The sequence below is a fragment of the Sporofaciens sp. JLR.KK001 genome, assembly GCF_036941055.1.
Classification (GTDB): Bacteria; Bacillota; Clostridia; order Lachnospirales; family Lachnospiraceae; genus Sporofaciens.
The window spans coordinates 951,134-973,372 of record NZ_JAYMNO010000002.1; the positions used below are offsets into that span (position 1 = coordinate 951,134).

A 22,239-nucleotide genomic window follows, 5' to 3' on the forward strand; every position below is an offset into this window, starting at 1 on the left:
CTCCTTTCTGTTTTTCGTCTTAAAATCCCTTCTCACATCTTTTTCTGCGTGGTTTGATATCCATTTGTCTTGAAAAATCAACGATTTATCCCTGGCAAAATGACGAATACCAGATTTCCTTCATTCGCTTTTTTTCCAGATTTCTGCTATACTTTTTTTATTACAAGTGCGGAGGCAGCAATGAGTAAAGAAACATCACTTATAAAAAAATATAAATTACAGATCTCTAAATTGGAGAATGCTCTTAAAGAAGCAGAAAATGTAATCCGAATCCAGGAAAAATGCATTCGGACTTCGGAAGAGCTTCTTGAACAGAAAGAAGAATATATTTCCATGCTGACATTACAACTGGAAGAGACAATAGAATTAAGCAGAACGATGGCACAGGTATTAGATTCCGCCCCTAATTCATCAAAGGAGAGTACAGATGAATCCATTTGAATATACAAGTGCATTACAGTACAAAGTGAAATCACTGGCACAGCAGATCGCCGAATTTAAATCCGGCGAGAGATACCGGAAATTAGAAGAAGAATATAAGAGCATTATTCGGAAACTTGAAAAAAATATCCGGGAATTAAAACAAGAATTAGCACAGGCACGTAAGGAGATCCGGTCTGTCCGGAATCAATGGATGGAAGCAAATGATGATCTTTACCACGAATGCCAGAAAGAACTTGACAGGAAGGACCGTCTCATTGCAAAGCTCAAAAAAGAGAATCTGGAAGTTGTTCGCCAGAGAGATGAAGCATTAGATAAATGCCGTGATATAAGACAGGAATTCTACAGGGTAGGGGCTGAACTGGAGGAAGAAAAAGGCCTGAACCAAAAACTGACTGCGCAGGTCAATATGGATTTTGAGAATTCATCCATCCCCTCTTCCCAGCAGAAACCCGGCAGGAAAAAAATCCCGAACAGCCGGGTAAAAACTGACCGGAAACCAGGCGGACAGCCAGGCCATGCCGGACACCGCAGGAAGCTCCATGCCGTAACAGAGACATGAAATCCCTGCGCCTGCAAAATACCTGGATAAAGAGAATTATTATGAGACAGGAAAAATCATTCGGAAACAGAAAGTGGTCATCCAGATGTCTGTAGCGGTCATGGAATATACGACAAAGGAATACCGTGACAAAAGAACCGGAGCCCGTGTACATGCTCCATTTCCAGAAGGATATATTAATGAAGTGAACTATGACGGGACGGTGAAGGCACTTGCCTTTCTCCTGAGCAATGAATGCAACGTATCCCATGGAAAAATAAGAAAGCTAATCTCAGAATTGACAAAAGGCGAGATCGAACTGTCCGACGGCATGATCAATGGTCTTACCAGGGAATTTTCAGCGAAAACAGCGGAAGAGAAAAAAGAGATTATAAAGAAACTAATGCAGTCTCCGGTCATGAATGCAGATTTTACAAACGCATCTGTAAATGGGCACAGTGCGCAGGTCCTTATACTTGCATCCCCGATCGCAGATGTGGCACTTTATATAGGCAGGGAGAAAAAAGGGCATAAAGGAATAGAAGGAACGCCGCTTGAGAATTATGTTGGGATTGTCTTGCATGACCATGACAAGACATTTTACCGTTATGGAACAAAACATCAGGAGTGTACCCAGCATGACTGCCGCTATCTGATCGGAAGCGAGCAGAATGAGCCGCAGCTGGAATGGAACAAGGAGATGCACGGATTGTTCCAGGAGATGCTGCATTACCGAAATGGGTTGGGGGAGAAAGAACTTGATCCGATAATTGTTGAGGGATTCGAGAAAAGGTATGACGAAATCCTGAACAAGGCGGAGAAAGAATATCAGGATGAGCCGCCGACTGAGTATTATAGGGAAGGGTATAATCTATTTCTCCGGTTAAGGGAATATAAAGAAAGTGAATTATTGTTCCTGCATGATAAACGGGTTCCAGCCAATAATTCCCTATGTGAAAGATTGGCAAGAGTCTATAAACGAAAACAGAAGCAGGCAATTACTCTGCGGAGCCAAGAAAGTTTAAACGATATTTGTAATGGCTTAAGCATAGTCTATTTGTTACGCGCACAAAATGTAGATGTATATCAGAAGATAACAGAAATATATGAACGGAAACGCCCGCCCAAACTAAAACAGGAAAAGGTTGTTGCTAAAGCTTAACGCCAAAGCAGCAACCTTTTTCTTTATTATACAGATGGCGTGGGTGTGAAAAGTAACCTTTTTTTAAGCGTCAGAGCTGAGAAAGTAGAGAAGTTGTTGACAATTTATTTTGGTTGAAGTATAATAAACAAGTATTGATACGTTCATCCAAATTGAATAGAGAGGTTATATCAGTTGGATAAACTGTTATAATATACAAAGTGTCTCTGTAGCTCAGGGGATAGAGCATTCGCCTCCTAAGTAGTCGGAGGTCGTCCACCAAAATTGAATAAAGAGGTTATATCAGTTGAATAAACTGTTATAATATACAAAGTGTCTCTGTAGCTCAGGGGATAGAGCATTCGCCTCCTAAGTAGTCGGAGGTCGTCCACCAAAATTGAATAAAGAGGTTATATCAGTTGAATAAACTGTTATAATATACAAAGTGTCTCTGTAGCTCAGGGGATAGAGCATTCGCCTCCTAAGCGAAGGGTCGGACGTTCAAATCGTCTCAGGGACGCTAAGGGTGCTGGAAATCAAAGGTTTCCGGCACTTTCTCTTTTGAAAAATCACATATGCATGATTCAAATTGTAAAAATTCTAAATGCATATTTAGTGAATATCCTGCTAATTGGTGGACGAACTATTATTTTAAGGATTCGAACAGTTGCTAATAGCCTGCTAATAAGAAATATTAGCCAAAAATCTGCTAATAAGGTAATCTTGATAATTTAATTCGCCTTTGTTCCAGCTTGTGCAATTAAATTACTCAGCATAGATGTTAATTCAGGGAGTCCTGAAGCAGTTGTACAATATTTGTCACCTCTGGCGCCAATTTCTTTTCTTCAGGCGGAGTGATTTTCCGCAGATCACAATTAGCATAAAAAGCCTCTTCAAACCTTTGGGCATTGACCTTTCGATCTTCATCAAGAATATGTGCATATACATCTGTAATCATATCAATCTGTGCATGTCCGGTATCGCCCTGTGTTGCCTTAATATCCCCTTTGTTTAATTTCAATTTGTAAGTCGTACTTGAATGTCTGAGAGAATGAAAAACAACATTGGGAAGGTTTAGTTTTTCTTTTAACTTATTAAATTCCTTCTCTATAACTCTGGATTCGCATGGTCTGCCATTGGGTAAAGCAACGACCAGGTTATAGTCGTAATATTCATCGCCAAAGAACGATTTTACCTCTTCCTGTTCTTCTTTCCATTTTCTCAAAATATAGGCAACTGTTTTAGGAAGCCATACCTTACGGACGCTGGATTCAGTTTTAGGGGTTTTTAATATCAAATTGGTGCTGGTTCCATTCATCATAGAAGGAAAGACCTGAATAATATCTTTTTCATCCATAAACTGTCTTGCATCCTTGGATACTCTTGAAAGTTCCTGCATAATAATCACATGTGCATCATCAGCAGCTATATCAGCATCTGAGATGTGAACATTGTCCCACTGAAGGCCAATGATCTCACCCAAACGCAAAGAACATGCAAATGCCAGATTCATGGCTATATATAATTTTGGTTCTTTGCAGCCATCCAGAGCAGTACGGATCATTTCAGCATCCCAAATCTCTCTTTTCTTGTAATTGGTCTTTGGACGATTAGCCATTGGAAACGGATTCCTTGAGATCATCTCCCATTTTACAGCCTGATCAAAAGCACACCTTAAAACTTTGTGGACACTGTTAATAACACCAGATGTTACATATTCAGATCTTGGTTTCATATTTCTTTTCACCACTGATTTTGTCTTTTTAAGGGTCTGATAGTATTCATCAACTACTTTTGGAGTGATACTTTGTATTGGTAAGTCCCCAATGATCGGATTGATATAATTTGCTATCAGTGCACAATTTGACTCGTATGTGGATAATGCCCAGTGAGCACTGCCATAAATTTTGATAAAATCATATAGGAAATCTTTTACGATAATATCCTTTGGCGGAATAAATGTACCGTTTATCTGTTCTGACTCAATTTCTACTTTTCGCTTCTTGGCCTCTGTTGGTGTATTATATGTTTCCCACTTTTGCTTTTTCTCTCCCTTTTCATCCTCATAATAGTAAACAACAGAATATTTTTTCTTACGTTTAATAATCGTAGCCATACGTTTTCTCCTTTTTAATTAGCTCCGCTATTCAGCCAGTCCTCAAAGGATCTCTTATTTATCCGTATGATTCTGCCGATTCGTTTTGAGATAAAGCAGTTCTCTTCACATAATTTATATGCTAATTTCTTGCTTATACCTAAAATGACGGCAATTTCTTGTACAGAGTAGGTCGTTGATCCTTCTGGATGTACAGCAGATGTTTCTTGGTTAGAATTTGCTGTCATATGTACTCCTTTCTTTTGACAGCATGAGTAACGTATAGCCAAAACTCCTCATATTTCTATTATACGTCCCTTTTGCTGCCTTGTAAATTTCAAATTAATAATGTTAGTGATCTTCCAGAAGCCAGTTCCTATGCCCTTCTCGGCCACGTAGCAGGCGTTACTGTGTAATCATTAAACTGCAGGCGCGCATTCATGCACACTACCTACAGCACCCGGTATCAATCTCCTGAAAGATGTATGGAATTGTCAAGGTACGTGAAGGCACAAATAATCCTTGGATTATTTGTCCATCTATATAAGTAATAGTGTTGAAATTTGGGAGATTGGAAAATTTTTGAAAAAAGTTAAAATAAATCAAGAAATGATAAAAAAGGTCAAGAAAAATCCGGGTTGCCAGGAGACAACCCGGTAAAATCCCTTATTTTTCTTTGCTACACAGGCGCTTTAAGAGAGGAATGATCGTCATCATGTCATCTTCGTCTAGTTGTTTTAGAAGGTCACAGGCTTTCTGGTACAACGGAAGATTGTGTAATTCCTCGTCAAAGAACTGGTATGGTGTGATGTTGAAGTATTGGCAGATCTCATAAAATTGACTCATGGATGGCAGGGAACGCCCAGAACTGATATTCTGGATATAGCTTTTGTTCTTCCCCAGGTCCAAGCTCATCTGGTATTCTGATACATTCTTCTTAATCCGTAACTCCGTGATACGGTCTGCTACATACTTTTTATCCATCTTCTACACCTCGTATCCTCATTTTATCCCATTTAGGTATGTAGAATTGCGGATTAAAATAGTTATAAGTATCATATACAGAAATATATGATTGATTATATCCGTATATTATGGATATAATACAAGAGATGAAGTATTTATTATACGCTTTATACGGAATCTGTAAGTAAGAATTGTATTTTGAAGATTAAGCCGGACTTATACCTGACAATTTTCAGATATTATACAGGCAGGAAAACTTTAAGAAGACTATTTCGGATATTTTACAGACAGTTGAAGATAATTTCTGGACAGAAGGGAGTGAATATTAGTGAAGGTAATTGGAACCGTCAAAGAAATTGAATGGCTAAAGGAAGCTATTCAGAATAGCTGTGACCAGTGCCCTTATATGGAGTCCTGCAGTGAGTCTGCAAAGCAGGATAACCGGCTGTACGGAAAGGTTCAGCATACATGTAAGGATTTTCTGGGAGAGGCTATAGAGTTTATTATAGAAAGTGATGCGTGATGCTGTATATTGTATATGCGTAAAAGAATAAACTATATATAGTATAAATAAAATTGACATCACCTATATCTTGTGTTACTATACTGGTATAGTTGATTTTATGCATGTCCCTTGTGGGGAAGCTTTTGGATTCTTAGGAATCCCGAAAGCAGAGGACAGAAGAAAAAGAAATCTGTCCGGCATAAGCTGTTTATGTTTGTAAGGAGTGTCACCATACGCCGTTTCCGGCTTGTAGTGGCACTTTTTGTTTTTTAGGCTGGAGATGTTCATTAACATATCAGCCAGTCAGTGTGGAATGAATGGAGAATATATCTCTGTTTCATTCCTTTTTTATTGCAATCATCCAAAAGAAATTGCCACAGGCTGATTTTACGGATGAGATAGCCAAAACTGGCCAGCGTGCCGTTTATGGATAAAAAATTTATTTAAGAAAGGTGGAAGAAAACATGAATGAGACAAGAATCTATGCAGACGCATTTGAAACGACGTTTGCAAACCCAAAGGAAATGCTGGATTTTCTGGCAGAAAGAGCAAAGGCTGCCACATGGATCAGAAAGCCTACCAGGTCTCTCAGGCTGGTTCCAATCAGTCAGGAGGCAGAGCATATGGAGGCTTCTTCTGCAGCAGACTGGGAGGAGATCCTTAAGGATACGGAAAAGAATACCCAGCTGGCATTAAAGGTCAGAGGGGAAACCTACCCGGTACGGGACTGTGCCATTAAAACTATCCTGGATCGTGCAGGTATCTCTGGCGCCGGATTGCGGAAGCTGGAAAAGTCCAACTATGCCAGGGTGGTGAACTACTGTCTGAAGGTGGCAAAGGGAGATGCGCTGATCAAGATTGCGGATGGCAAGGTATCTGCCGTTCACGGCGGAGACAGTCATGATTACAGCATCCTTGATATGCGTGCAGTCTTTGAGACGACCATGCAGTATCTTGACACAAATTTCAAAGGAAGCAGTTATATGGAAGGTTCCGGTGCGTTTGACCATTCCATCGTATCGGCGATGTGGGAGCTTGGAGGAAACCAGGAGCTTCTGGATACTTACCGGACGGCCCTTGCCGACCATGGTATGACCGACAAGGTGATTGCGCCTGCAGTACGGCTTACTACATCAGATGTGGCGGCCAGCGGTGCGAACCTGTACCCAATGCTGTTATGTGACAGTGGGAACCGGACCATCAGTCTTGGAAGTCCGATCAAGCTGGCCCATACGGGAGGTGCGGATCTGGTACAGTTTATGAACAACCTCCGTATGCTTTGTTCCAGATATCAGGACGCAGTTGCGGATATGACGAAGCTGATGGATATTGAGATCCGGAACCCTTTAAACTGCCTGAAGCTTGTGATGAAGCGTATCGGAATCCGAAAGAAGCTGATCAACGAAGTGGCGGAAATGTTTGAGAGCCAGAACGGGACAGATCCCTGTACCGCCCATGATCTTTACTTTGCAATCAACGAGGCTTGCTTTTTCGCAGCCTGTGAAGGGATGCAGGGGCATGGGATTATCAGCCTGGAGGAACAGGTTACCCGCGCACTGGCGCTGAACTGGAAAGAGTATGATGTCAGCGGTGCGATTAAGTGGTAGCCCCAACTTTATAGCAGATTATTTTAGCAAATAGCTGACAAACAGTTTGTGATTTCTGATAAGCACTGTACAGAACAGGTGAAGAAATACCAATAAATTTGATAATATGAGGAGGATTAAGATGAACGAAACAAGTTTGAACATGAATTATGAACCGGAGGTTATTGTTGATACGGACACTCTCTCACGTGAAGACTGGCTGTCTTACCGGAAGCTTGGAATCGGTGGAAGTGATGTTGCTGCCATTATGGGGATTTCACCCTTTGCAACCATCCGCGACCTTTATAACGATAAGCTCGGAATCGAACCGCTGATCGAAGAGGAAGAAAGCAACTGGGTAGCAAAGGAAGTCGGACACCGGCTGGAGGATCTGGTAGCGGAGATCTTTGCAAAGAAGACAGGGCTTACGGTCTTCCCGGTGCGGAAGATGTTCCGGCATCCGCTGTATCCGTTTATGCTGGCAGATGTGGATTTCTTTATCATTTTCCCGGATGGCTCGTATGGTATTTTAGAGTGCAAGACCTGCAACTATAATGCCAGGACCAAGTGGGAGGACGGAGGGATTCCCGATAACTACATCCTTCAGGTAAGGCATTATCTGTCTGTGATGAACATGGACAAAGCCTATATTGCCTGTCTCTATGGAAATAATGAGAATGAATTTGTCATCCGTCCGATTGAGCGGAATATGATGGAGGAAGAAGAAATCATTGCACAGGAGGAATATTTCTGGAAGGAATATGTGGAAAAGCAGGCAGAGCCGCCATACAACGGCAAACCTGACCTGATCCTTGCAAGCATCCGGAAATACGGCGGGTATGCCGACAAGGAGCTTCCTGAGATTGAGATTGGGGTGCAACATTCAGTTGATCTTGAAAAGTATCTTACCTTATCAGAAGAAAAATCCCAACTGGAAAAACGGAAAAAGGAAATTGAGGCAATGCAGAGGAAGCTTAGTGTGCCGTTTGTAGAACAGCTTGGCGCTTCCTGCAAGGCAGTCTTATCCGACGGGATCAGCCGTTACCGGATTACTTATAATCCAACCAGGCGAACCCAGGTTGGGAAGGACGCAATGGAAAAGCTGAAAATCCAGCATCCGGATATTTTTAAGGAATATACAAAGACCACAGAGAGCCGGACGTTCCGGGTAAAGAAGGAGGCGGCATGATGTTAAGCGGAAAAAAAGCATATATCTGCTCTCCGCTTTCTGCCCCTGATGCGAAGGGAGTCAGCCACAACATGGACATGGCGAGGTTCTATATGGAAAGGATGCAGGTTCTCTACCATTGCAGGACGTTTGCTTCCCACGCGTATCTGCCCCTGATGTTAGATGATTCGATTCCGGAGGAACGGGAAACCGCACTCCGGATCGGTATGGAGCTGATGGACTTATGCGATGCCTTGATTATCTGCGGCAGGCGTGTCAGTTCCGGCATGGCAGGGGAAATCAAGGAAGCATTAGAAAAGGGCATGGAAGTATACTGGTATGACAGTGAGGAAAAGCCTTTTGAACTCAGGGCCATAGAAAGCTGGAGGGAGGAATGGGATGCGCTGCAGGTATGTAAATAAAATCTTCTTAAGCGAGGAAAATGGATTTACGGTCGCTGTCTATTCCACTTCCGATGAGTCCGTACCCCTTTCTGCCAGAAATAAATACCTAGAAAGCAGAAATATTATTGGTTTTACGGCGGTAGGTTACAACCTGCCGCTGACCGATACGATTGAGCTGGAAATGGAAGGCGACTGGGAGAACGGAAGCCACGGGCTACAGCTGAAGGTTGACTCCTTTATGGAGATCGTGCCTCGGACAAAGGCGGGGATCATCGGCTACCTCTCTTCCGGAGCCATTAAAGGCGTAAAGCAGAGAACGGCGGAGGCAATCTACCAGCAGTTCGGGCTGCAGACATTGGATGTGATAGAAAAGTCTCCGGAAAAACTCTTGTCTATCCGGGGGATTTCTGAGCGAAAGTTAAGGGAGATTGTGGAATGTTATGGGCAGAACCAGGTATTCCGGGAGCTGATGACATTTCTGGCTCCTTATAAGGTAACGCCGAAGAAGGTGAACATGATCCTGAAAACTTTCCATGAGGAATCTGTCCGTATTATCCAGAACCGACCGTATATGCTGTGTGCAGTAAAAGGCTTTGGCTTTCTGACGGTGGATGCGATTGGCAGGCAGCTATGCAGGACACTGAATGATCCTATGCGTATTTCAGGGTGTCTCAGCTATATCCTGCATGAAGCCATGAAGGAAGGGCATCTGTACTTGAATCAGGAGACACTAATGGATAAAACATTAGTATTGCTGAATAAGGATTTAACGGTTCCGGCTGTAACAGAACAGGATATCAGCCGTGTGCTCTATCAGCTGGTCATGCAGCAGAGCATTGTGATTGATCATGAGAAGGTATATATCTTCCAGCAGTATGAGGAGGAGCGGCTGACGGCATTGATGATTGCAAAACGGATACAGACAGCAAGACAGCCATTCCCGATTGAAAATGAACTGAATCAGGCACAGCAGGTCTTAGGGATTACACTGTCCGAACGGCAGAAACAGGCGGTAAGGATGGTGTTTGAAAGCCCTTTAAGTATCATTACGGGAGGACCGGGAACGGGCAAGACGACTGTTCTGAAGGTCATTCTTTATATCCATGGCCTGAAATGCAAGACTACGGTACAGCTGATGGCGCCTACCGGACGCGCGGCAAGGAGAATGGCGGAAAGCACCGGCAGGGAAGACGCATCTACGATGCATATGGCATTAGGTCTGCTCGGAGGAAGCGATTACAATCTGGGATTTCAGTATTTGGAAGCAGAGTTCCTAAACGTAGATGAGGTATCCATGGTAGACATGCACCTTGCCTATGAATTTTTCAGCAGAGTAAAAGATCATGCAAGGGTGCTGCTGTTAGGAGATGTGGACCAGCTCCCATCCGTAGGAGCCGGGGACGTATTCCGGCAATTGATTGGCTGCGGCCTGATCCCGGTAACCGTATTAGATATGGTATACCGCCAGGGGGCGTCAAGCAATATCCCGGTCAATGCGAATCTGATTCAGCAGAACCGGACAAACCTGTTTATGGGGGAAGATTTTATATTTGTCCCATGCGATGGAACAGAGCCGACTGCAGAGATGGTAAAGAAGCTGTATCTGGAGGAAGTGCAGAAATATGGGCTGGAGCAGGTGCAGATCCTGACCTCGTACCGTGTGAAGACTGCCGCTGGCGTGGTGGAATTGAACCGTACATTAGAGGACTTGATTAACCCGCCCGCTATCGGAAAGAGTGAGATTACGATAGGAAAAGATGTATTCCGGGTGGGCGATAAGATTCTGCAGAATAAGAATACGGATCTGGTCAGCAACGGAGACATGGGGATTATTCAGGATATTTACGAGGATTCGGATGAAAGCCAGAAGGTGCAGATCCTGTTCTCGGAAAACAGGGTGGTCCGGTACGAACGGGAACAGATGGAGATGGTGGAGCATGCCAATGCAATTACTATCCATAAATCTCAGGGTTCCGAATATCCAGTCGTGATTATCCCGTGTGTAAAAGCATTTTACACCATGCTGAAGCGCAACATCCTCTATACAGCGATTACCAGGGCGAAATGCAAGGTTTATTTGGTTGGAGACTGGAACGCAGTGTGCCAGTGTATCCATACGGATGACAGTGGAAAGCGCAATACCGTCTTAGGGCAGAGAATCCAGGGATATTATGATGCAGAACAAAGGAAGCGAACAGAAGAAATGGAACAGTTGAAGCTGGCAGTTTAAAGAATAATCTGTAAACTGCCATAAGAAAGGGAAAAACGGATGATAGAAAAAATACCAATTAGTGATACGAGAGAAGGTAACTGCTGTCCGGTATGTAACAGTACAAGAATTACAAGGCATGAACAGAGGAATCTGCAGGTATCGGTGAATTTGTCTACGGAAAAGCCTTTTTGCATGAAGAATGGACGGATGAAGCCGTTGTCAAAGCGTGAGAAAGCATTTGCTTTTGATCATGCTGACCTAGCTAACGGAGGCGGCTGTTGGTCCTACGAATGTCGTAAATGCGGCTGGGAAAGTGGCCTTTTTACAGAGTAAAGCGAACAGTTTAAGGAGGAAGAAATGAGATTACTGATTTCTCTTATCTTAGGTATATATCTTATGAGAAAACATGGAATTGCGGAAATGATCTTGGTATCATTAGGTATATTCCTGGTTTTATGTATGATATTCCAGTAAATAATTTAAAAAGTATAAAAAACAAAAGAATATTCCAATCTTAAAGAAATGCAGACTATTACTCTTATGAAAGGGTATCGTCTGCATTTCATTTTCACGAAGAGAATGAAAGGAGCGTAAGCGAATGAAAGAAAAGTTATTTGACCGGTCGGAGGCAGTCGCGGCATTGAACCGTGTAGAGGGATTTAATCCGATGGAGCTGGCAAGAACACTTACTAAGGAGGGACAGGAGGATCAGCTTTATCTGGATGTGAAATACCGGAAGCTATGGTTCCGTCTTGTACATCCATTAGGAAAGATTGTCAGCAGTATCCGAAGCTTTACGGAGAACATGGCAATCGTGGAGGCAAGGATCTATCTGGATAAATGCGATGCAGAGGAGAATTACATTGCCAATGCCTTTTCCCAGAGGTTCCGGACCAATGATCCGAATTTTGGGGATAAGTTCCTGGAGATGGCGGAAACGGCTGCCGTAGGGCGTGCGCTCTCTGATGCTGGGTTTGGGTTACAGTTTGCAGATGTAGGGGAAGAAAATGATCCCATGCAGGTAGATGCGGGAATCCAGATGCCAAGTATGACGGCGCAATCCCAGGTACAGGGGAATGATATCCCGCAGGGAGGCATGCCGTGGAACCCACAGATGCAGCCTGGTATGCAGGGAAACAGTATCCCGCCTGCTAATCAGTATGGACAGAATCCACAGCATGCTATGACAGGGAATCCGCAGATGCAGCCTGCCGTGACGGAAAATCAAGGCATGCAGGCAGCCGCACAGAACCAGGGCAATCAGTCACAGACTATGCCGCAGGGAACAGCTAATCCGCAGTCTTCAGCGTCGGCACAATCCAATCCTATGATGAACCAGTTTTATCAGCAGGCTCAGGAAAAAGGCACAACTATCGGGCAGAATCCGTCAGGAATGCCCCAGATGCAGAATGGTTTTGGAAATCAGAACCAGCAGGTAAGTCAGATGCCGCAGATGCAGGGAAATTCCAAAGCTTCCAGTCAGTACTCTCCCGCCGCTTCTCTGGATGAATCACTTCCGGTAGAAGAACTGGTGCAGCGCATGACGTATGAGCAGGCTACACAGGTAGTGATTAACGGGAACGGAAAATTTGGCGGCAAGACCATGGGACAGGTTGCTGTGGAAAGCCCAAAGAATCTGGAGTGGTTTGCACAGAGTTATTCCGGCAAGAACCATCTGATCCCAGCTTCGGCCAGAGTCCTTTTAAATGCGGCCATGCCAATGGCTGGTTAGAGGAATGAACCCTTTTTAAATTAAAAACAGTTATCAGCGTTATTCCGGGAAGCTTTACTTAACATCTGCATACTCTATACGGATAATCTTATCCATTGAAAGCAGATTTAGAGTTCCCGGAATGCTCTGATAACGAGAGGAGGCGTGTTTATGGATGTATGATATATCTGGATTTGGCTACGACATCCGGGATGTGGTGCGGGTGCTGAATCTTACCATCCGGCGTAAAAATGCGAGGTCGTATGACGTGGACTGTCCATTTTGCAACCACAAGACGGGAAAGCTGAACATCAATATTGAAAAAAATGTTTTCCGCTGTAATTATTGTGATGCGCACGGCGGGATGCTGGATTTGTATTCCAAGCTGTATAACGTCACAAAGACAGAGGCAAACCAGCAGATCCGGGAGGCATTACATCTCGGACAGTACCGGGATGATTACCAAAGGCCGGTAAAACAGGAAAGGGATTTGGAACCGCCAGCACCGGTAAACAGCGAACGGGCTTCGGATGTGGAAATCGACCAGACCTATTCCCAGATGCTTTCCATGCTTACACTATCGCGGAAGCATCAGGAAGACTTGCAGAAACGCGGATTAACGCCGGAGCAGATTGCTGTACAGAGATACCGGAGTGTTCCGTTATTTGGAATCAAAAAACTGGTGGAACGGTTGGAAGACAAAGGCTGTACTATAAAAGGAGTACCTGGGTTCTATCAATGTGAAGATGGAGCTTGGAGTATCCATTTTACAGCCAAAAACTCTGGTATCCTGATTCCGATTCTTTCTATGGAAGGACAAATGCAAGGATTCCAGATACGGCTTGATTTTGCGACAGACTCCAGAAAATACATCTGGCTTTCCAGCGCTAACTATCAGATGGGTGTCTCTTCTGGCAGCCCGGTGCATGTAATCGGGAATTTGGATGCTGAAACAATGTATGTGACAGAAGGGGCACTAAAAGGAACGATTGCCCATTATCTGTCCGGAGATACATTTCTATGTGCGCCAGGCGTCAATCAGTATCGAAGCCTTCATCCTGTATTGGAAGGTCTTTCAAAAAGAAATCTGAAGCTGGTTTATGAGGCCTATGATATGGATAAGAAGATGCGGGTGAATTGCAATGGAAACCACAAAAAATGCGGGGAATGCCTGGAAGCCGGTGTACATGACTACTGCCCTTTTAAAGTGAAAAAGAGGGAGATTATACAGAATGGCTGCAAAAAGCTTTATGAAGGCTGCCGGAGTCTTTCCCTGCCGGTACAGAGGATGATCTGGGACATGGATGAGAAGGGTGAATGGTGTGGTAGGATAAAAGGGATTGATGATTTTTATTATGTCACCAGGAGAAATGCAGTGAAACAATAAAACGGAAGTATTTGAAAATTACATAAGCCAGAGGATATAACACTCTGGCTTTTCTACAGGTACCATAAAAAGCGCGCTTTTAGAAGAAATATTTATTTTAAAGAGGAGGAAATGATACATGAAAAAAAAGAGAGATTATGCATCTTTGATTTTACTGCTTGCTTCTCTTGCAGTTTTTGCATTTGCAGCGTGGAAGCTGTTTGGTATTTATGCAGAATATCATCAGGGAGCGGAAACCTATGAGGAACTGCAGAATTTTGTACAGGAGCCGAAAGAAAAGGACGAGCCATCGTCAGAGGATGGAACTTCAAAGGAATCACCGGAGGATACCGAAAATATTTATCTGCAGGTTGATTTTGCAGGGCTTAAGAAAGTGAACCCGGATGTTATTGCATGGATTCAGATTCCGGCTTTGGATATCAGTTATCCGGTAGTACGTGGGAAGGACAATTACTATTACTTGCACCATATGTTTGACGGTCAGGAAAATAAAAACGGGAGTATCTTTGTGGATTATCATAATCAGCCGGATTTTTCAGACAGCAATACCATTGTCTATGGCCATAATATGAAAAATGGCAGCATGTTCGGCACGCTTGACCATTACAAGGACCAAGATCTATACCAGCAGTATCCGTATTTTTATATCTATGTTCCGGGAGTTGTACTGGAACATCAGATCATATCCTGTTATGCTGGCCGGAACGGAAGCATTGGATATACTTACTCCTTTCCGGAGCCAGAGGATTTCCAGAAGTTTGTAGATACGGTACTCTCCTATTCTGGGTATGATACGGGAGTAACGGTAACGGGTTCAGACCATATCGTGACACTCTCGACCTGCGTGAATACAGACAGGAATTACCGCTATCTTGTACATGGGAAGCTGGTACAGAAAATTCAGAATTAAGAGGAGAACCAAGAGATGATAGATTTGGAATACAGCCGTTATATCACGGAGCTATTAATGGATAATGAATTGAATGAAAAATTGCGTTCCCGGAGATTTGATGCGTTAAGAAAAATGAGGGGAATTACGGCGCAGTATGAAGAAGAAAAGTTTCTGCCGGAACTGGTTGAGACGGTATTCTGTAAAAAGGCTGATTTCATCATGAGGGCAAAGACAAAGGCTGAACTGGAGGAGATTATAAAGCCAAGCAGTCCAAGGCATTCCGGCGGGATTTTTTATCCTGGCAACCCCTATCATGTGGAGGAGGAAGAATTAATTCTGTGGTCAAAGACTTCTTTAAAAGCGCCGTTGATTTCGCAGGGATATAAGCGGTATCAGGAATTATTTGAGAAATATGTTAAGGATGAAGCAAGGAATGAAGCAGCGTAAAAGCATAATTGAAACAAAAATTGAAATGTGATAGTATAAGAGAAAGGAAAGGCGGTATATGATAATGGAGAAGGAGAACCGTAAACATAAGGACAGTCTCTTTGTAGATCTGTTCTATCAGGATGAGACAGCAAAAAAGAATCTGCTAAGTTTATATAATGCATTGCACGATACAGAGTATCAGGATGAGGATGTCATTCGGAAAGTGAAGACCCCAGATGTTCTGTATAAGAATTTTAAAAATGATATTTCCTTTGAAGTAGATGGACAGGTGCTTGTCCTGGGGGAACACCAAAGTACTGTGAACCCGAACATTCCGTTTAGATGCCTGTTATATGTGGGAAGGGCGTATGAACAGCTGATCGATAAGAAAGCTCGTTACAGGACAACGCTGGTCAGAATACCTACGCCAGAATTTTACACTTTTTACAATGGGCAAAAGGATCAGCCATTAGAGCAGGAATTGAAACTGTCAGATGCATTTATAAATCCGGTAGGGAACAATTCCGCAGAATTAAAGGTGAAAGTTATCAATATTAATTCCGATAAGGCACATGAACTCTTGAAGAAATGTGACATATTGAGGGAATACAGCCAGTTTATTGATACGGTGAGAGCGCATTCCGGTGAAGAAAGTGCAATTAAGAAGGCAATCAGAGAATGTATTGACCGTGGAATACTGGCGGATTATCTGAAGCGGAAAGGAAGCGAGGTTGAGAACATGTTGATTGCAGAGTACAGTTACGAAGAAGATATCCAGGTAAAGCAGCAGGAGGCGAAACAGCAGGGAAGACAGGAAGGATTGATTCTGTCAGGAAGAATCTTTCAGACAGTGAAAAGCAATCCGAATCTTACAGATGAGCAAATTGCGGCGGAAGTCGGCTGCGAGCCAGAAGAGGTAGAAAGCACAAGAAAAATGTTTGGAATATAACAATATGTGCAGATTAGCAGGATGAATGAAGCAGTGAAAAATATTAAATGGATAAAAGCATCGGTATTTGACCGGTGCTTTTTTCGTGCGATAGAAAAGTTATGGTGACAGGACATGGCTGGGGATAAAAACTTGACAAAGCGAATTTATGAAAAAGGTTGCATTTTACATATCTCACACGTATAGAGTATGTATCAACGACAAAGGAGTGGATGATATATGATTAAGAAACTAAGAGTTGCGGTGGATCATGGAAACCGAAATATGAAAACCTGCCATTTTATTTTCACAAGCGGTCTGAATGTGCTGGATAAGAAGCCTGCAAGGGGCGAGCAATATCTTCAGTATGAGGGAAAGTATTATACCCTCAGTGAGCAGAGGATTCCTTACCAAAGAGATAAGACGTTAGACTTCCGGTTCTTTATTCTCACACTGTTTGCGATTGCAATGGAGCTAGAAGGCAAAGAACAGATTCAGCCTGAGGACGTGGTGCAGATCCAGCTTCCTATCGGACTGCCGCCGAAGCATTTTGCAGAGCTTTATGAAAAGTATGAGACATTTTTCCGGGCGGAAGGCAAAGTATTGGATCTGAATTTTAACGGAAAGATTTATCATATCTGTATTCAGGAGGTACGGGCTTTTGTACAGGACTTTGCGGCTATGATGACTATAGGACAGGACATTATGCAGGTTCCGAAAGCAGTCGGCATTGATATAGGAGGATTTACAACTGATTATCTCCTTATGCGAAAAGGAAGGCCGGATATGGGATATTGCGATTCTCTGGAAAAGGGTGTGATTACCATGTATAACCAGATTATCTCCAGTGTCAACAGCGAGTATGACATGCTTCTGGAGGATACAGACATTGACAGCATCCTTGCCGGAAATACACAGTATTATGATGACAGCGTGGTACGTATGACAGAAAGTATGGTGCAGGATTTTGTGACAGATCTTCTGAACAGCATCAGGGAACGCGGAATAGATACAAAGACATCTTATACAGTATTTATTGGCGGAGGCGCCGTCCTGCTGAAGCAATTCCTTGAAAAATCAGACCGTTTGGGAAAATATCTGTTTATCGAGGATCTGAAAGCCAATGCCAGAGGATATGACCTGTTATACCGCGCATATGAGAATGGGAAGTGATAGGAATGGCAAAGAAAAATCCGTATGTATTTACCATTGGATTTGATGAAACAGATCCAACCCATGTACGGGCTGCAGAGATCCTGAATGGAACGAAAAAGAAGGCTCAGTTGATAGCTGCCGCTATTTTAAGCTATGTGGATAGTGTTGATTCAGAAGGAATCCCTGATTTTCATGTGGAATCATTTCAGCCTCTATTGGAAAAGCTGATACAGAAGGAGCTGGAAAAAGTCATGAGCAGGCACTTGGTACCTCCTGCTGCTAAGGAAGGGCAGCCTTCCGATTTGGTTTTGGATCTTTCGCCTGAAGAAAAGGAAATGGATAAAAGTATAACCCAGAACATCATGGCGGCCATGGACACTTTCCGAAGGAATTAACCGGGTTCATGAATATAGGATATAGATGTCACAAAAAGTAACAGAGAAAAGCAGTCCTGTCACAAGCGGGGCTGCTTTTGTCATATCCGAACTTTTTTCTATCATCCATCTAAACTCACAGATTACTCACAGACTATTCACAGATTTCATTTTTATACTCAGAAATAATGGTTAAGTCAATATGGGATGCAAAAATGAAGACTATTGGTTCTGGGATGCTGCGGATAAAAGGCCGCGCAATGCCCCTAGTGCCAGGCGCTTTGTTTCATTGGAACACTGATTAAGTTCTGCGATAATCTGTTTCATGGTAGAATCCATGGGCTCGTTTTCACCATTAAAGACTGCATCTATGGACAGATTCAGATAAGATGCTAGTAAGTACAGATTTTCAAACCGGGGATTACCATTGTAATTTTCAATATCCGAGATGGTGCGGAGAGAAACATGCACCATTTCGGCAAGAGCATTCTGGGACAGATTTCTTCTTAATCGTTCTTCTTTTACCGCATCTCCTAATAATTTCTTAGCCATCATTTGTACCACCTCACTTAGTTCTTATATTTTACATGAGATATGCACTATATGAAATGCGTTAAGATACCTGTTTTCGCGTATTATATTGCGTGTTTGGTGTGTGACAGGCAGGAAAACAAGGAATTAAATTTTATATATGGCAGGAAAGGAAAATGTGCAGTAAGTAGTTTGTTAAAAAAATCGCAACCGCATGGTGGAGGCATGAGACTCATGCATATGCAGTATATGATGTGTCAACATTTCATATAGCACATGAGATTCGGTTGTTTTTTAATGCTGTCAGACTGGTAATATGCCGGTTTGGCAGTATTTTTTATGTAGAGAAAGAACCTGCTATCAGCCAGCATTGCCGTTCTCCGCCGCTCCAGAATTTCAAAACGGGTTAATTTTGAATATTCTGGAGGAAAATCATGAACAAAAATAATAAATTTACTGGTTCTGAAGTAAAGAACAAATTTACCGCTTATCTTTTAAGTTCTATTCGTGGAAAACGGAGTTATTACCTGAAGAAAAAAATTCGGACTGCTAATGCTGAAATATCTGTCGATGAGTTTATGCAGACTGAAATGGGGATTCCCTTTGAAGAGTCCTTGGAGCAAAGACAGAAAGAAGAATTGTTATTTCAGGAGGCAGAAGGGGTTTACCCGGAATGGAATGAACTGACAGATCAGAAACTTGTAAGGTCACTATTGAGGCTAAGTGAGGAAGAACGCAAGCTAATTTATCAGCATGTGTTCGAAGGCAGGACATTTACTGAAATGGGACTGATGAATTGTCATCCAACTTATAGGATTAAAGGGATTTATTTTTATGCAATTCGAAAAGTACGTAAAATGATGGAAGGAAGGTAAGAATGAATTTTGAAGAGTTATTATTTCAGGCTAAAATGGGTGATGAAAAGGCAACAGAGCAAGTGCTGAAGATATATCAACCATTGCTAGTAAAAAATGCACTGGTGAATGGTGTATTTGACGAAGATTTGTATCAGGAATTAATTTTGGAAACGCTAAAGTGCATCAGAAATTTTAGAAAACTGGAGTAGATAAGGAGTGAAAGGGGCAGTCTCTATGGCTGTCCCTAATATATGGAGAGGCATAGATATATTTTCTTACTGGCATTTTTAACGATAGCCTGTCGCAAAGATATAAATGCTATATTGTTGAATGAATAAATTATTTTAGGTATTTTGAGGGTATATATTGTGTATATTTATTTTTAGTATTTTTAAGCTGGAAGAAAGCCGGCCCGCAAAGGGCAAGGCGCGAACAGGAGAAAGCCGGGGAGACGAAAGAAAAGTCAGTTGGCCAGAAAAAACGGAATAGATTGTATCGCAAAGACAAGAAGCATTATAGAAAAATTTAAACTTTTGGATTTTCCCACAATGCCACTAACGGAATCCCTCTCATTCCTATATTTTTAAAAGCGATTGCTATTATCTTCTGGAATGTATATAATAAAAGTGCAGACTTTTTATTGAACTCAATATGAGGACAATAGAGAAAACCTTTGACCAGTAGGAAGGAGCATCAATTTATGGGAACAAAATTCTGTGCATAGCAAAGGCTATTGCACGTAAAATAATTTTTGAGTGATAGTAGCCTTTGCAAATCCTAAAAGCAACAATTTAGGAGGTGCAGAATGGACTGTCAGAACTCAACGAATATATTGCCGAAGGAGTTAATTGAACAAATTCAAAAATATGTAGACGGTAAAGTGATTTATATTCCCAAAAAGCAGAAAAACAAAAAACAATGGGGAGAAAATACAGATACCAAGCAAGTATTGGCTTTACGCAATTGTCAGATTTGTTCAGACCGTCAAAATGGAATGACAATAAAACAGTTATCGGAAAAATATTTTTTGACGGAGAAAAGCATACAAAGAATACTTAGACAGGAAAAAATGTAGTTTAGAAATGTGTCACAGAGTATATGTGGCACATTTTTCTTTTAAGAAAGAACGTGAGGCGTTACATTAGGGTTTGTACGATTATAATTAGCTTAATATACAAAAGCAGGAGGTGTTCGAAAATGTCATATTTCAGCTATAAAGATAAACAGTGTTTTTATAAGGAATATGGAGAAGGTGAACCACTTATTTTTTTGCATGGCAATACGGCTTCTTCCAAAATGTTTGAAGTTCTTATGCCGTTATATGCTGAAAAGTTCAGATGTATTCTTATTGATTTTTTAGGCAATGGACAATCAGATAGAATTAGAAAGTTTTCACCGGATATGTGGTATGATGAAGCGCTACAGGCTATTGCTCTAATTGAACATTTGAATTGTGGAAAGGTTAATTTAGTTGGAACGAGCGGAGGTGCATGGGTAGCTATTAATGCTGCTTTAGAACGGCCAGATTTAATTTATGCAGTTATAGCAGATAGTTTTGACGGATGGACACTTAACGATAATTTTTCTGATAATTTACTTTCAGAAAGAACAAGGGCAAAAAACGATGTGCAGGCAAGACAGTTTTACGAATGGTGCCAAGGTAAAGACTGGGAAAAAATTGTTGACCTTGATACTGAAGCACTATTGCAGTGTGCCAGAGAAAAACGTCCTTTGTTCCATAAATCTCTGAAAGATTTAAGAGTACCCATACTATTGGTCGGAAGCAAAGAGGACGAAATGTGTAGATCTGATCTTGAAGATGAATATAAACAAATGTCAACGGTTATTCCTGATGCAAAAGTATATATATTCAATCAAGGAGGGCACCCGGCTATATTAACAAATGCAGAAGAGTTTTCACAGTTAATTCAAAGATTTTTAAGTGCTAATCGTGCATAAATAATTTGAAATATTACCTTTTACGTAATAAGAGAAGCCTTTTGCGTAGCATTTATAAATGTTTCAGTGGATTTACCGATATATAAACAGGATATTCTGTCTCACAACTTTCTTTATGAAATGTGCAGGCTTTTCTGTTTAAGATTATGGGGGAGAGATGCAAAATGATAATAGTCGCTATATGCGAGGATGAAAGATATATTTTGGAGGAACTGCGAAGAAAAGTAGAAAAATATATAAACAGAAAATCATTGGATGCAAGTATAAAAACTTTTATGTCAGGCGAGGAATTATTAAAAGCAAAAAAGAAATTTGATATCATCCTATTAGATTTGATGCTTCCTGGGATAGACGGACTTGAAGTAGCAAGACAGATTTCCTGCAGAAGCCGCATTATTTTTGTAACATCTTACAGGGAATATGCTGTGGAGGCTTTTGACGCCAATGCGGTACACTATTTGGTGAAGCCTGTTACGGAAGAACGTCTTTTTTTGGCACTGGACAGGGCGGTTAACCAAACAGAGCAGATGGATAATCAGTCATTGACACTTATGAAAAGTGGGAAAACACAAGTGATTTTTATCCGTGATATTTTATATTGCGAGGTGTTTAACCATCAGGTCCGAATTCATACCGTGCATGGTACGTATGATTATTTTGGTACTCTTGATATGTTGGAAACCAAGTTGGATGAACGCTTCTTCCGGTGTCACAGAAGTTTTGTAGTGAATATGAGTTGTGTTGCCGGGCAGGAAAAAGGAGTAGCAATTCTGACAAATGGAGAAAAGATATTTATATCAAGGCGGAAGCAGACAGATTTTATACAGAGATTACTGAATTTCTTGAAAAACGAGGTGATATGATGGAATTAGTAAAAAATTTTCCCATTGGATTCTATTTATGGTGGCTGGGCATCAATGGATGCCTTTATTTTGCGGAATTCCACTTTATACAAAA

At 41.9% G+C, this 22,239-nt stretch carries 24 protein-coding genes, 1 tRNA gene and 1 pseudogene; 22 read left to right on the forward strand and 4 right to left on the reverse strand.

Going from position 1 to position 22,239, the window contains the following annotated elements:
- The first annotated feature begins 180 nt into the window (after positions 1-180).
- From VSQ62_RS29780 to VSQ62_RS29795, 4 genes are all read left to right on the forward strand, one after another.
- Positions 181-441: a hypothetical protein gene (locus VSQ62_RS29780; RefSeq protein WP_334638469.1), complete on the forward strand. Its 261-nt coding sequence runs from the start codon at positions 181-183 to the stop codon at positions 439-441.
- Positions 428-1,003, forward strand: a complete 576-nt coding sequence (locus tag VSQ62_RS29785) for a DUF6444 domain-containing protein (protein WP_334638470.1) — start codon at positions 428-430, stop codon at positions 1,001-1,003. Before VSQ62_RS29780 ends, VSQ62_RS29785 begins: the two co-directional genes overlap by 14 nt.
- An 85-nt stretch (positions 1,004-1,088) precedes the next feature.
- Positions 1,089-2,144: an IS66 family transposase gene (locus VSQ62_RS29790; protein ID WP_334638471.1), complete on the forward strand. Its 1,056-nt coding sequence runs from the start codon at positions 1,089-1,091 to the stop codon at positions 2,142-2,144.
- Positions 2,145-2,570: 426 nt separating this feature from the next.
- Positions 2,571-2,643, forward strand: a tRNA-Arg gene (locus VSQ62_RS29795).
- Positions 2,644-2,854: 211 nt separating this feature from the next.
- Here the strand turns inward: VSQ62_RS29795 and VSQ62_RS29800 are convergent.
- The 3 genes and pseudogenes from VSQ62_RS29800 to VSQ62_RS29810 all read right to left on the reverse strand — a co-directional run bounded on the left by VSQ62_RS29800 (position 2,855) and on the right by VSQ62_RS29810 (position 5,202).
- Positions 2,855-4,239 (reverse strand): annotated as a pseudogene (locus VSQ62_RS29800) (site-specific integrase).
- Positions 4,240-4,253: 14 nt separating this feature from the next.
- On the reverse strand, positions 4,254-4,466 hold the full coding sequence (locus VSQ62_RS29805; RefSeq protein WP_334638472.1) for a helix-turn-helix domain-containing protein: 213 nt from the start codon (positions 4,464-4,466) through the stop codon (positions 4,254-4,256).
- Between the two features lie 418 nt (positions 4,467-4,884).
- Entirely contained in the window at positions 4,885-5,202 is a 318-nt protein-coding gene (locus VSQ62_RS29810) for a helix-turn-helix domain-containing protein (protein WP_334638473.1), read from the reverse strand.
- Positions 5,203-5,512: 310 nt separating this feature from the next.
- Here VSQ62_RS29810 and VSQ62_RS29815 point away from each other — a divergent pair, with 310 nt between their 5' ends.
- The 13 genes from VSQ62_RS29815 (at position 5,513) to VSQ62_RS29875 (ending at position 17,956) form a co-directional block, all read left to right on the forward strand.
- Positions 5,513-5,707: a 2-ketoisovalerate ferredoxin oxidoreductase gene (locus VSQ62_RS29815; protein ID WP_334638474.1), complete on the forward strand. Its 195-nt coding sequence runs from the start codon at positions 5,513-5,515 to the stop codon at positions 5,705-5,707.
- A 446-nt stretch (positions 5,708-6,153) separates the two neighbouring features.
- A complete protein-coding gene (locus VSQ62_RS29820; protein WP_334638475.1) occupies positions 6,154-7,296 on the forward strand; it encodes a transposase in 1,143 nt (380 codons plus the stop codon).
- Positions 7,297-7,417: 121 nt separating this feature from the next.
- A complete protein-coding gene (locus VSQ62_RS29825) occupies positions 7,418-8,464 on the forward strand; it encodes a YqaJ viral recombinase family nuclease (RefSeq protein ID WP_334638476.1) in 1,047 nt (348 codons plus the stop codon).
- Positions 8,461-8,865 carry a DUF7768 domain-containing protein gene (locus VSQ62_RS29830; RefSeq protein ID WP_334638477.1) on the forward strand — a complete coding sequence of 135 codons (405 nt, stop codon included), beginning with the start codon at positions 8,461-8,463 and terminating at the stop codon, positions 8,863-8,865. Before VSQ62_RS29825 ends, VSQ62_RS29830 begins: the two co-directional genes overlap by 4 nt.
- Complete coding sequence (gene recD2, locus VSQ62_RS29835) at positions 8,843-11,077, forward strand: SF1B family DNA helicase RecD2 (RefSeq protein ID WP_334638478.1); 2,235 nt, start codon at positions 8,843-8,845, stop codon at positions 11,075-11,077. The genes VSQ62_RS29830 and recD2 overlap by 23 nt, the downstream gene beginning before the upstream one ends.
- Before the next feature lie 39 nt (positions 11,078-11,116).
- Positions 11,117-11,392, forward strand: coding sequence for a hypothetical protein (locus tag VSQ62_RS29840; RefSeq protein WP_334638479.1), 276 nt, complete (start codon positions 11,117-11,119; stop codon positions 11,390-11,392).
- A gap of 265 nt (positions 11,393-11,657) precedes the next feature.
- The gene (locus VSQ62_RS29845) at positions 11,658-12,791 is read left to right on the forward strand and encodes a polyadenylate binding domain-containing protein (protein WP_334638480.1); all 1,134 of its coding nucleotides are present in this window, start codon (positions 11,658-11,660) and stop codon (positions 12,789-12,791) included.
- Positions 12,792-12,945: 154 nt separating this feature from the next.
- Positions 12,946-14,157, forward strand: a complete 1,212-nt coding sequence (locus VSQ62_RS29850; RefSeq protein ID WP_334638481.1) for a CHC2 zinc finger domain-containing protein — start codon at positions 12,946-12,948, stop codon at positions 14,155-14,157.
- 118 nt (positions 14,158-14,275) lie between these two features.
- Entirely contained in the window at positions 14,276-15,067 is a 792-nt protein-coding gene (srtB, locus tag VSQ62_RS29855; RefSeq protein ID WP_334638482.1) for a class B sortase, read from the forward strand.
- A gap of 15 nt (positions 15,068-15,082) precedes the next feature.
- Positions 15,083-15,496 (forward strand): hypothetical protein, encoded by a 414-nt coding sequence (locus VSQ62_RS29860; protein WP_334638483.1) that lies wholly within the window; start codon positions 15,083-15,085, stop codon positions 15,494-15,496.
- Positions 15,497-15,554: 58 nt separating this feature from the next.
- Positions 15,555-16,427 carry an Rpn family recombination-promoting nuclease/putative transposase gene (locus VSQ62_RS29865; RefSeq protein ID WP_334638484.1) on the forward strand — a complete coding sequence of 291 codons (873 nt, stop codon included), beginning with the start codon at positions 15,555-15,557 and terminating at the stop codon, positions 16,425-16,427.
- Between the two features lie 219 nt (positions 16,428-16,646).
- On the forward strand, positions 16,647-17,579 hold the full coding sequence (locus tag VSQ62_RS29870) for a ParM/StbA family protein (RefSeq protein WP_334638485.1): 933 nt from the start codon (positions 16,647-16,649) through the stop codon (positions 17,577-17,579).
- Positions 17,580-17,584: 5 nt separating this feature from the next.
- The gene (locus tag VSQ62_RS29875; protein ID WP_334638486.1) at positions 17,585-17,956 is read left to right on the forward strand and encodes a hypothetical protein; all 372 of its coding nucleotides are present in this window, start codon (positions 17,585-17,587) and stop codon (positions 17,954-17,956) included.
- Positions 17,957-18,157: 201 nt separating this feature from the next.
- Here VSQ62_RS29875 and VSQ62_RS29880 read toward each other — a convergent pair whose 3' ends face one another.
- Positions 18,158-18,490, reverse strand: coding sequence for a helix-turn-helix transcriptional regulator (locus VSQ62_RS29880; RefSeq protein ID WP_334638487.1), 333 nt, complete (start codon positions 18,488-18,490; stop codon positions 18,158-18,160).
- A gap of 410 nt (positions 18,491-18,900) precedes the next feature.
- Between VSQ62_RS29880 and VSQ62_RS29885 the strand changes: the two genes are divergently transcribed.
- The 5 genes from VSQ62_RS29885 (at position 18,901) to VSQ62_RS29905 (ending at position 22,145) form a co-directional block, all read left to right on the forward strand.
- Entirely contained in the window at positions 18,901-19,341 is a 441-nt protein-coding gene (locus VSQ62_RS29885) for a sigma-70 RNA polymerase sigma factor region 4 domain-containing protein (protein ID WP_334638488.1), read from the forward strand.
- Positions 19,342-19,343: 2 nt separating this feature from the next.
- On the forward strand, positions 19,344-19,532 hold the full coding sequence (locus tag VSQ62_RS29890) for a helix-turn-helix domain-containing protein (protein ID WP_334638489.1): 189 nt from the start codon (positions 19,344-19,346) through the stop codon (positions 19,530-19,532).
- A gap of 596 nt (positions 19,533-20,128) precedes the next feature.
- Positions 20,129-20,398 carry a CD3324 family protein gene (locus VSQ62_RS29895; RefSeq protein ID WP_334638490.1) on the forward strand — a complete coding sequence of 90 codons (270 nt, stop codon included), beginning with the start codon at positions 20,129-20,131 and terminating at the stop codon, positions 20,396-20,398.
- Between the two features lie 122 nt (positions 20,399-20,520).
- Complete coding sequence (locus VSQ62_RS29900) at positions 20,521-21,282, forward strand: alpha/beta fold hydrolase (RefSeq protein ID WP_334638491.1); 762 nt, start codon at positions 20,521-20,523, stop codon at positions 21,280-21,282.
- 164 nt (positions 21,283-21,446) lie between these two features.
- Complete coding sequence (locus tag VSQ62_RS29905; RefSeq protein WP_334638492.1) at positions 21,447-22,145, forward strand: LytR/AlgR family response regulator transcription factor; 699 nt, start codon at positions 21,447-21,449, stop codon at positions 22,143-22,145.
- Positions 22,146-22,239 lie beyond the last annotated feature (94 nt).

Bases quoted from the DNA above. Each gene is read 5' to 3' on its own strand.
- VSQ62_RS29780 (WP_334638469.1), top strand. From the start codon at position 181: ATGAGTAAAGAAACATCACTTATAAAAAAATATAAATTACAGATCTCT.
- VSQ62_RS29785 (WP_334638470.1), top strand. From the start codon at position 428: ATGAATCCATTTGAATATACAAGTGCATTACAGTACAAAGTGAAATCA.
- VSQ62_RS29790 (WP_334638471.1), top strand. From the start codon at position 1,089: ATGTCTGTAGCGGTCATGGAATATACGACAAAGGAATACCGTGACAAA.
- VSQ62_RS29805 (WP_334638472.1), bottom strand. From the start codon at position 4,466: ATGACAGCAAATTCTAACCAAGAAACATCTGCTGTACATCCAGAAGGA.
- VSQ62_RS29810 (WP_334638473.1), bottom strand. From the start codon at position 5,202: ATGGATAAAAAGTATGTAGCAGACCGTATCACGGAGTTACGGATTAAG.
- VSQ62_RS29820 (WP_334638475.1), top strand. From the start codon at position 6,154: ATGAATGAGACAAGAATCTATGCAGACGCATTTGAAACGACGTTTGCA.
- VSQ62_RS29825 (WP_334638476.1), top strand. From the start codon at position 7,418: ATGAACGAAACAAGTTTGAACATGAATTATGAACCGGAGGTTATTGTT.
- VSQ62_RS29830 (WP_334638477.1), top strand. From the start codon at position 8,461: ATGATGTTAAGCGGAAAAAAAGCATATATCTGCTCTCCGCTTTCTGCC.
- recD2 (WP_334638478.1), top strand. From the start codon at position 8,843: ATGCGCTGCAGGTATGTAAATAAAATCTTCTTAAGCGAGGAAAATGGA.
- VSQ62_RS29840 (WP_334638479.1), top strand. From the start codon at position 11,117: ATGATAGAAAAAATACCAATTAGTGATACGAGAGAAGGTAACTGCTGT.
- VSQ62_RS29845 (WP_334638480.1), top strand. From the start codon at position 11,658: ATGAAAGAAAAGTTATTTGACCGGTCGGAGGCAGTCGCGGCATTGAAC.
- VSQ62_RS29850 (WP_334638481.1), top strand. From the start codon at position 12,946: ATGTATGATATATCTGGATTTGGCTACGACATCCGGGATGTGGTGCGG.
- srtB (WP_334638482.1), top strand. From the start codon at position 14,276: ATGAAAAAAAAGAGAGATTATGCATCTTTGATTTTACTGCTTGCTTCT.
- VSQ62_RS29860 (WP_334638483.1), top strand. From the start codon at position 15,083: ATGATAGATTTGGAATACAGCCGTTATATCACGGAGCTATTAATGGAT.
- VSQ62_RS29865 (WP_334638484.1), top strand. From the start codon at position 15,555: ATGATAATGGAGAAGGAGAACCGTAAACATAAGGACAGTCTCTTTGTA.
- VSQ62_RS29870 (WP_334638485.1), top strand. From the start codon at position 16,647: ATGATTAAGAAACTAAGAGTTGCGGTGGATCATGGAAACCGAAATATG.
- VSQ62_RS29875 (WP_334638486.1), top strand. From the start codon at position 17,585: ATGGCAAAGAAAAATCCGTATGTATTTACCATTGGATTTGATGAAACA.
- VSQ62_RS29880 (WP_334638487.1), bottom strand. From the start codon at position 18,490: ATGATGGCTAAGAAATTATTAGGAGATGCGGTAAAAGAAGAACGATTA.
- VSQ62_RS29885 (WP_334638488.1), top strand. From the start codon at position 18,901: ATGAACAAAAATAATAAATTTACTGGTTCTGAAGTAAAGAACAAATTT.
- VSQ62_RS29890 (WP_334638489.1), top strand. From the start codon at position 19,344: ATGAATTTTGAAGAGTTATTATTTCAGGCTAAAATGGGTGATGAAAAG.
- VSQ62_RS29895 (WP_334638490.1), top strand. From the start codon at position 20,129: ATGGACTGTCAGAACTCAACGAATATATTGCCGAAGGAGTTAATTGAA.
- VSQ62_RS29900 (WP_334638491.1), top strand. From the start codon at position 20,521: ATGTCATATTTCAGCTATAAAGATAAACAGTGTTTTTATAAGGAATAT.
- VSQ62_RS29905 (WP_334638492.1), top strand. From the start codon at position 21,447: ATGATAATAGTCGCTATATGCGAGGATGAAAGATATATTTTGGAGGAA.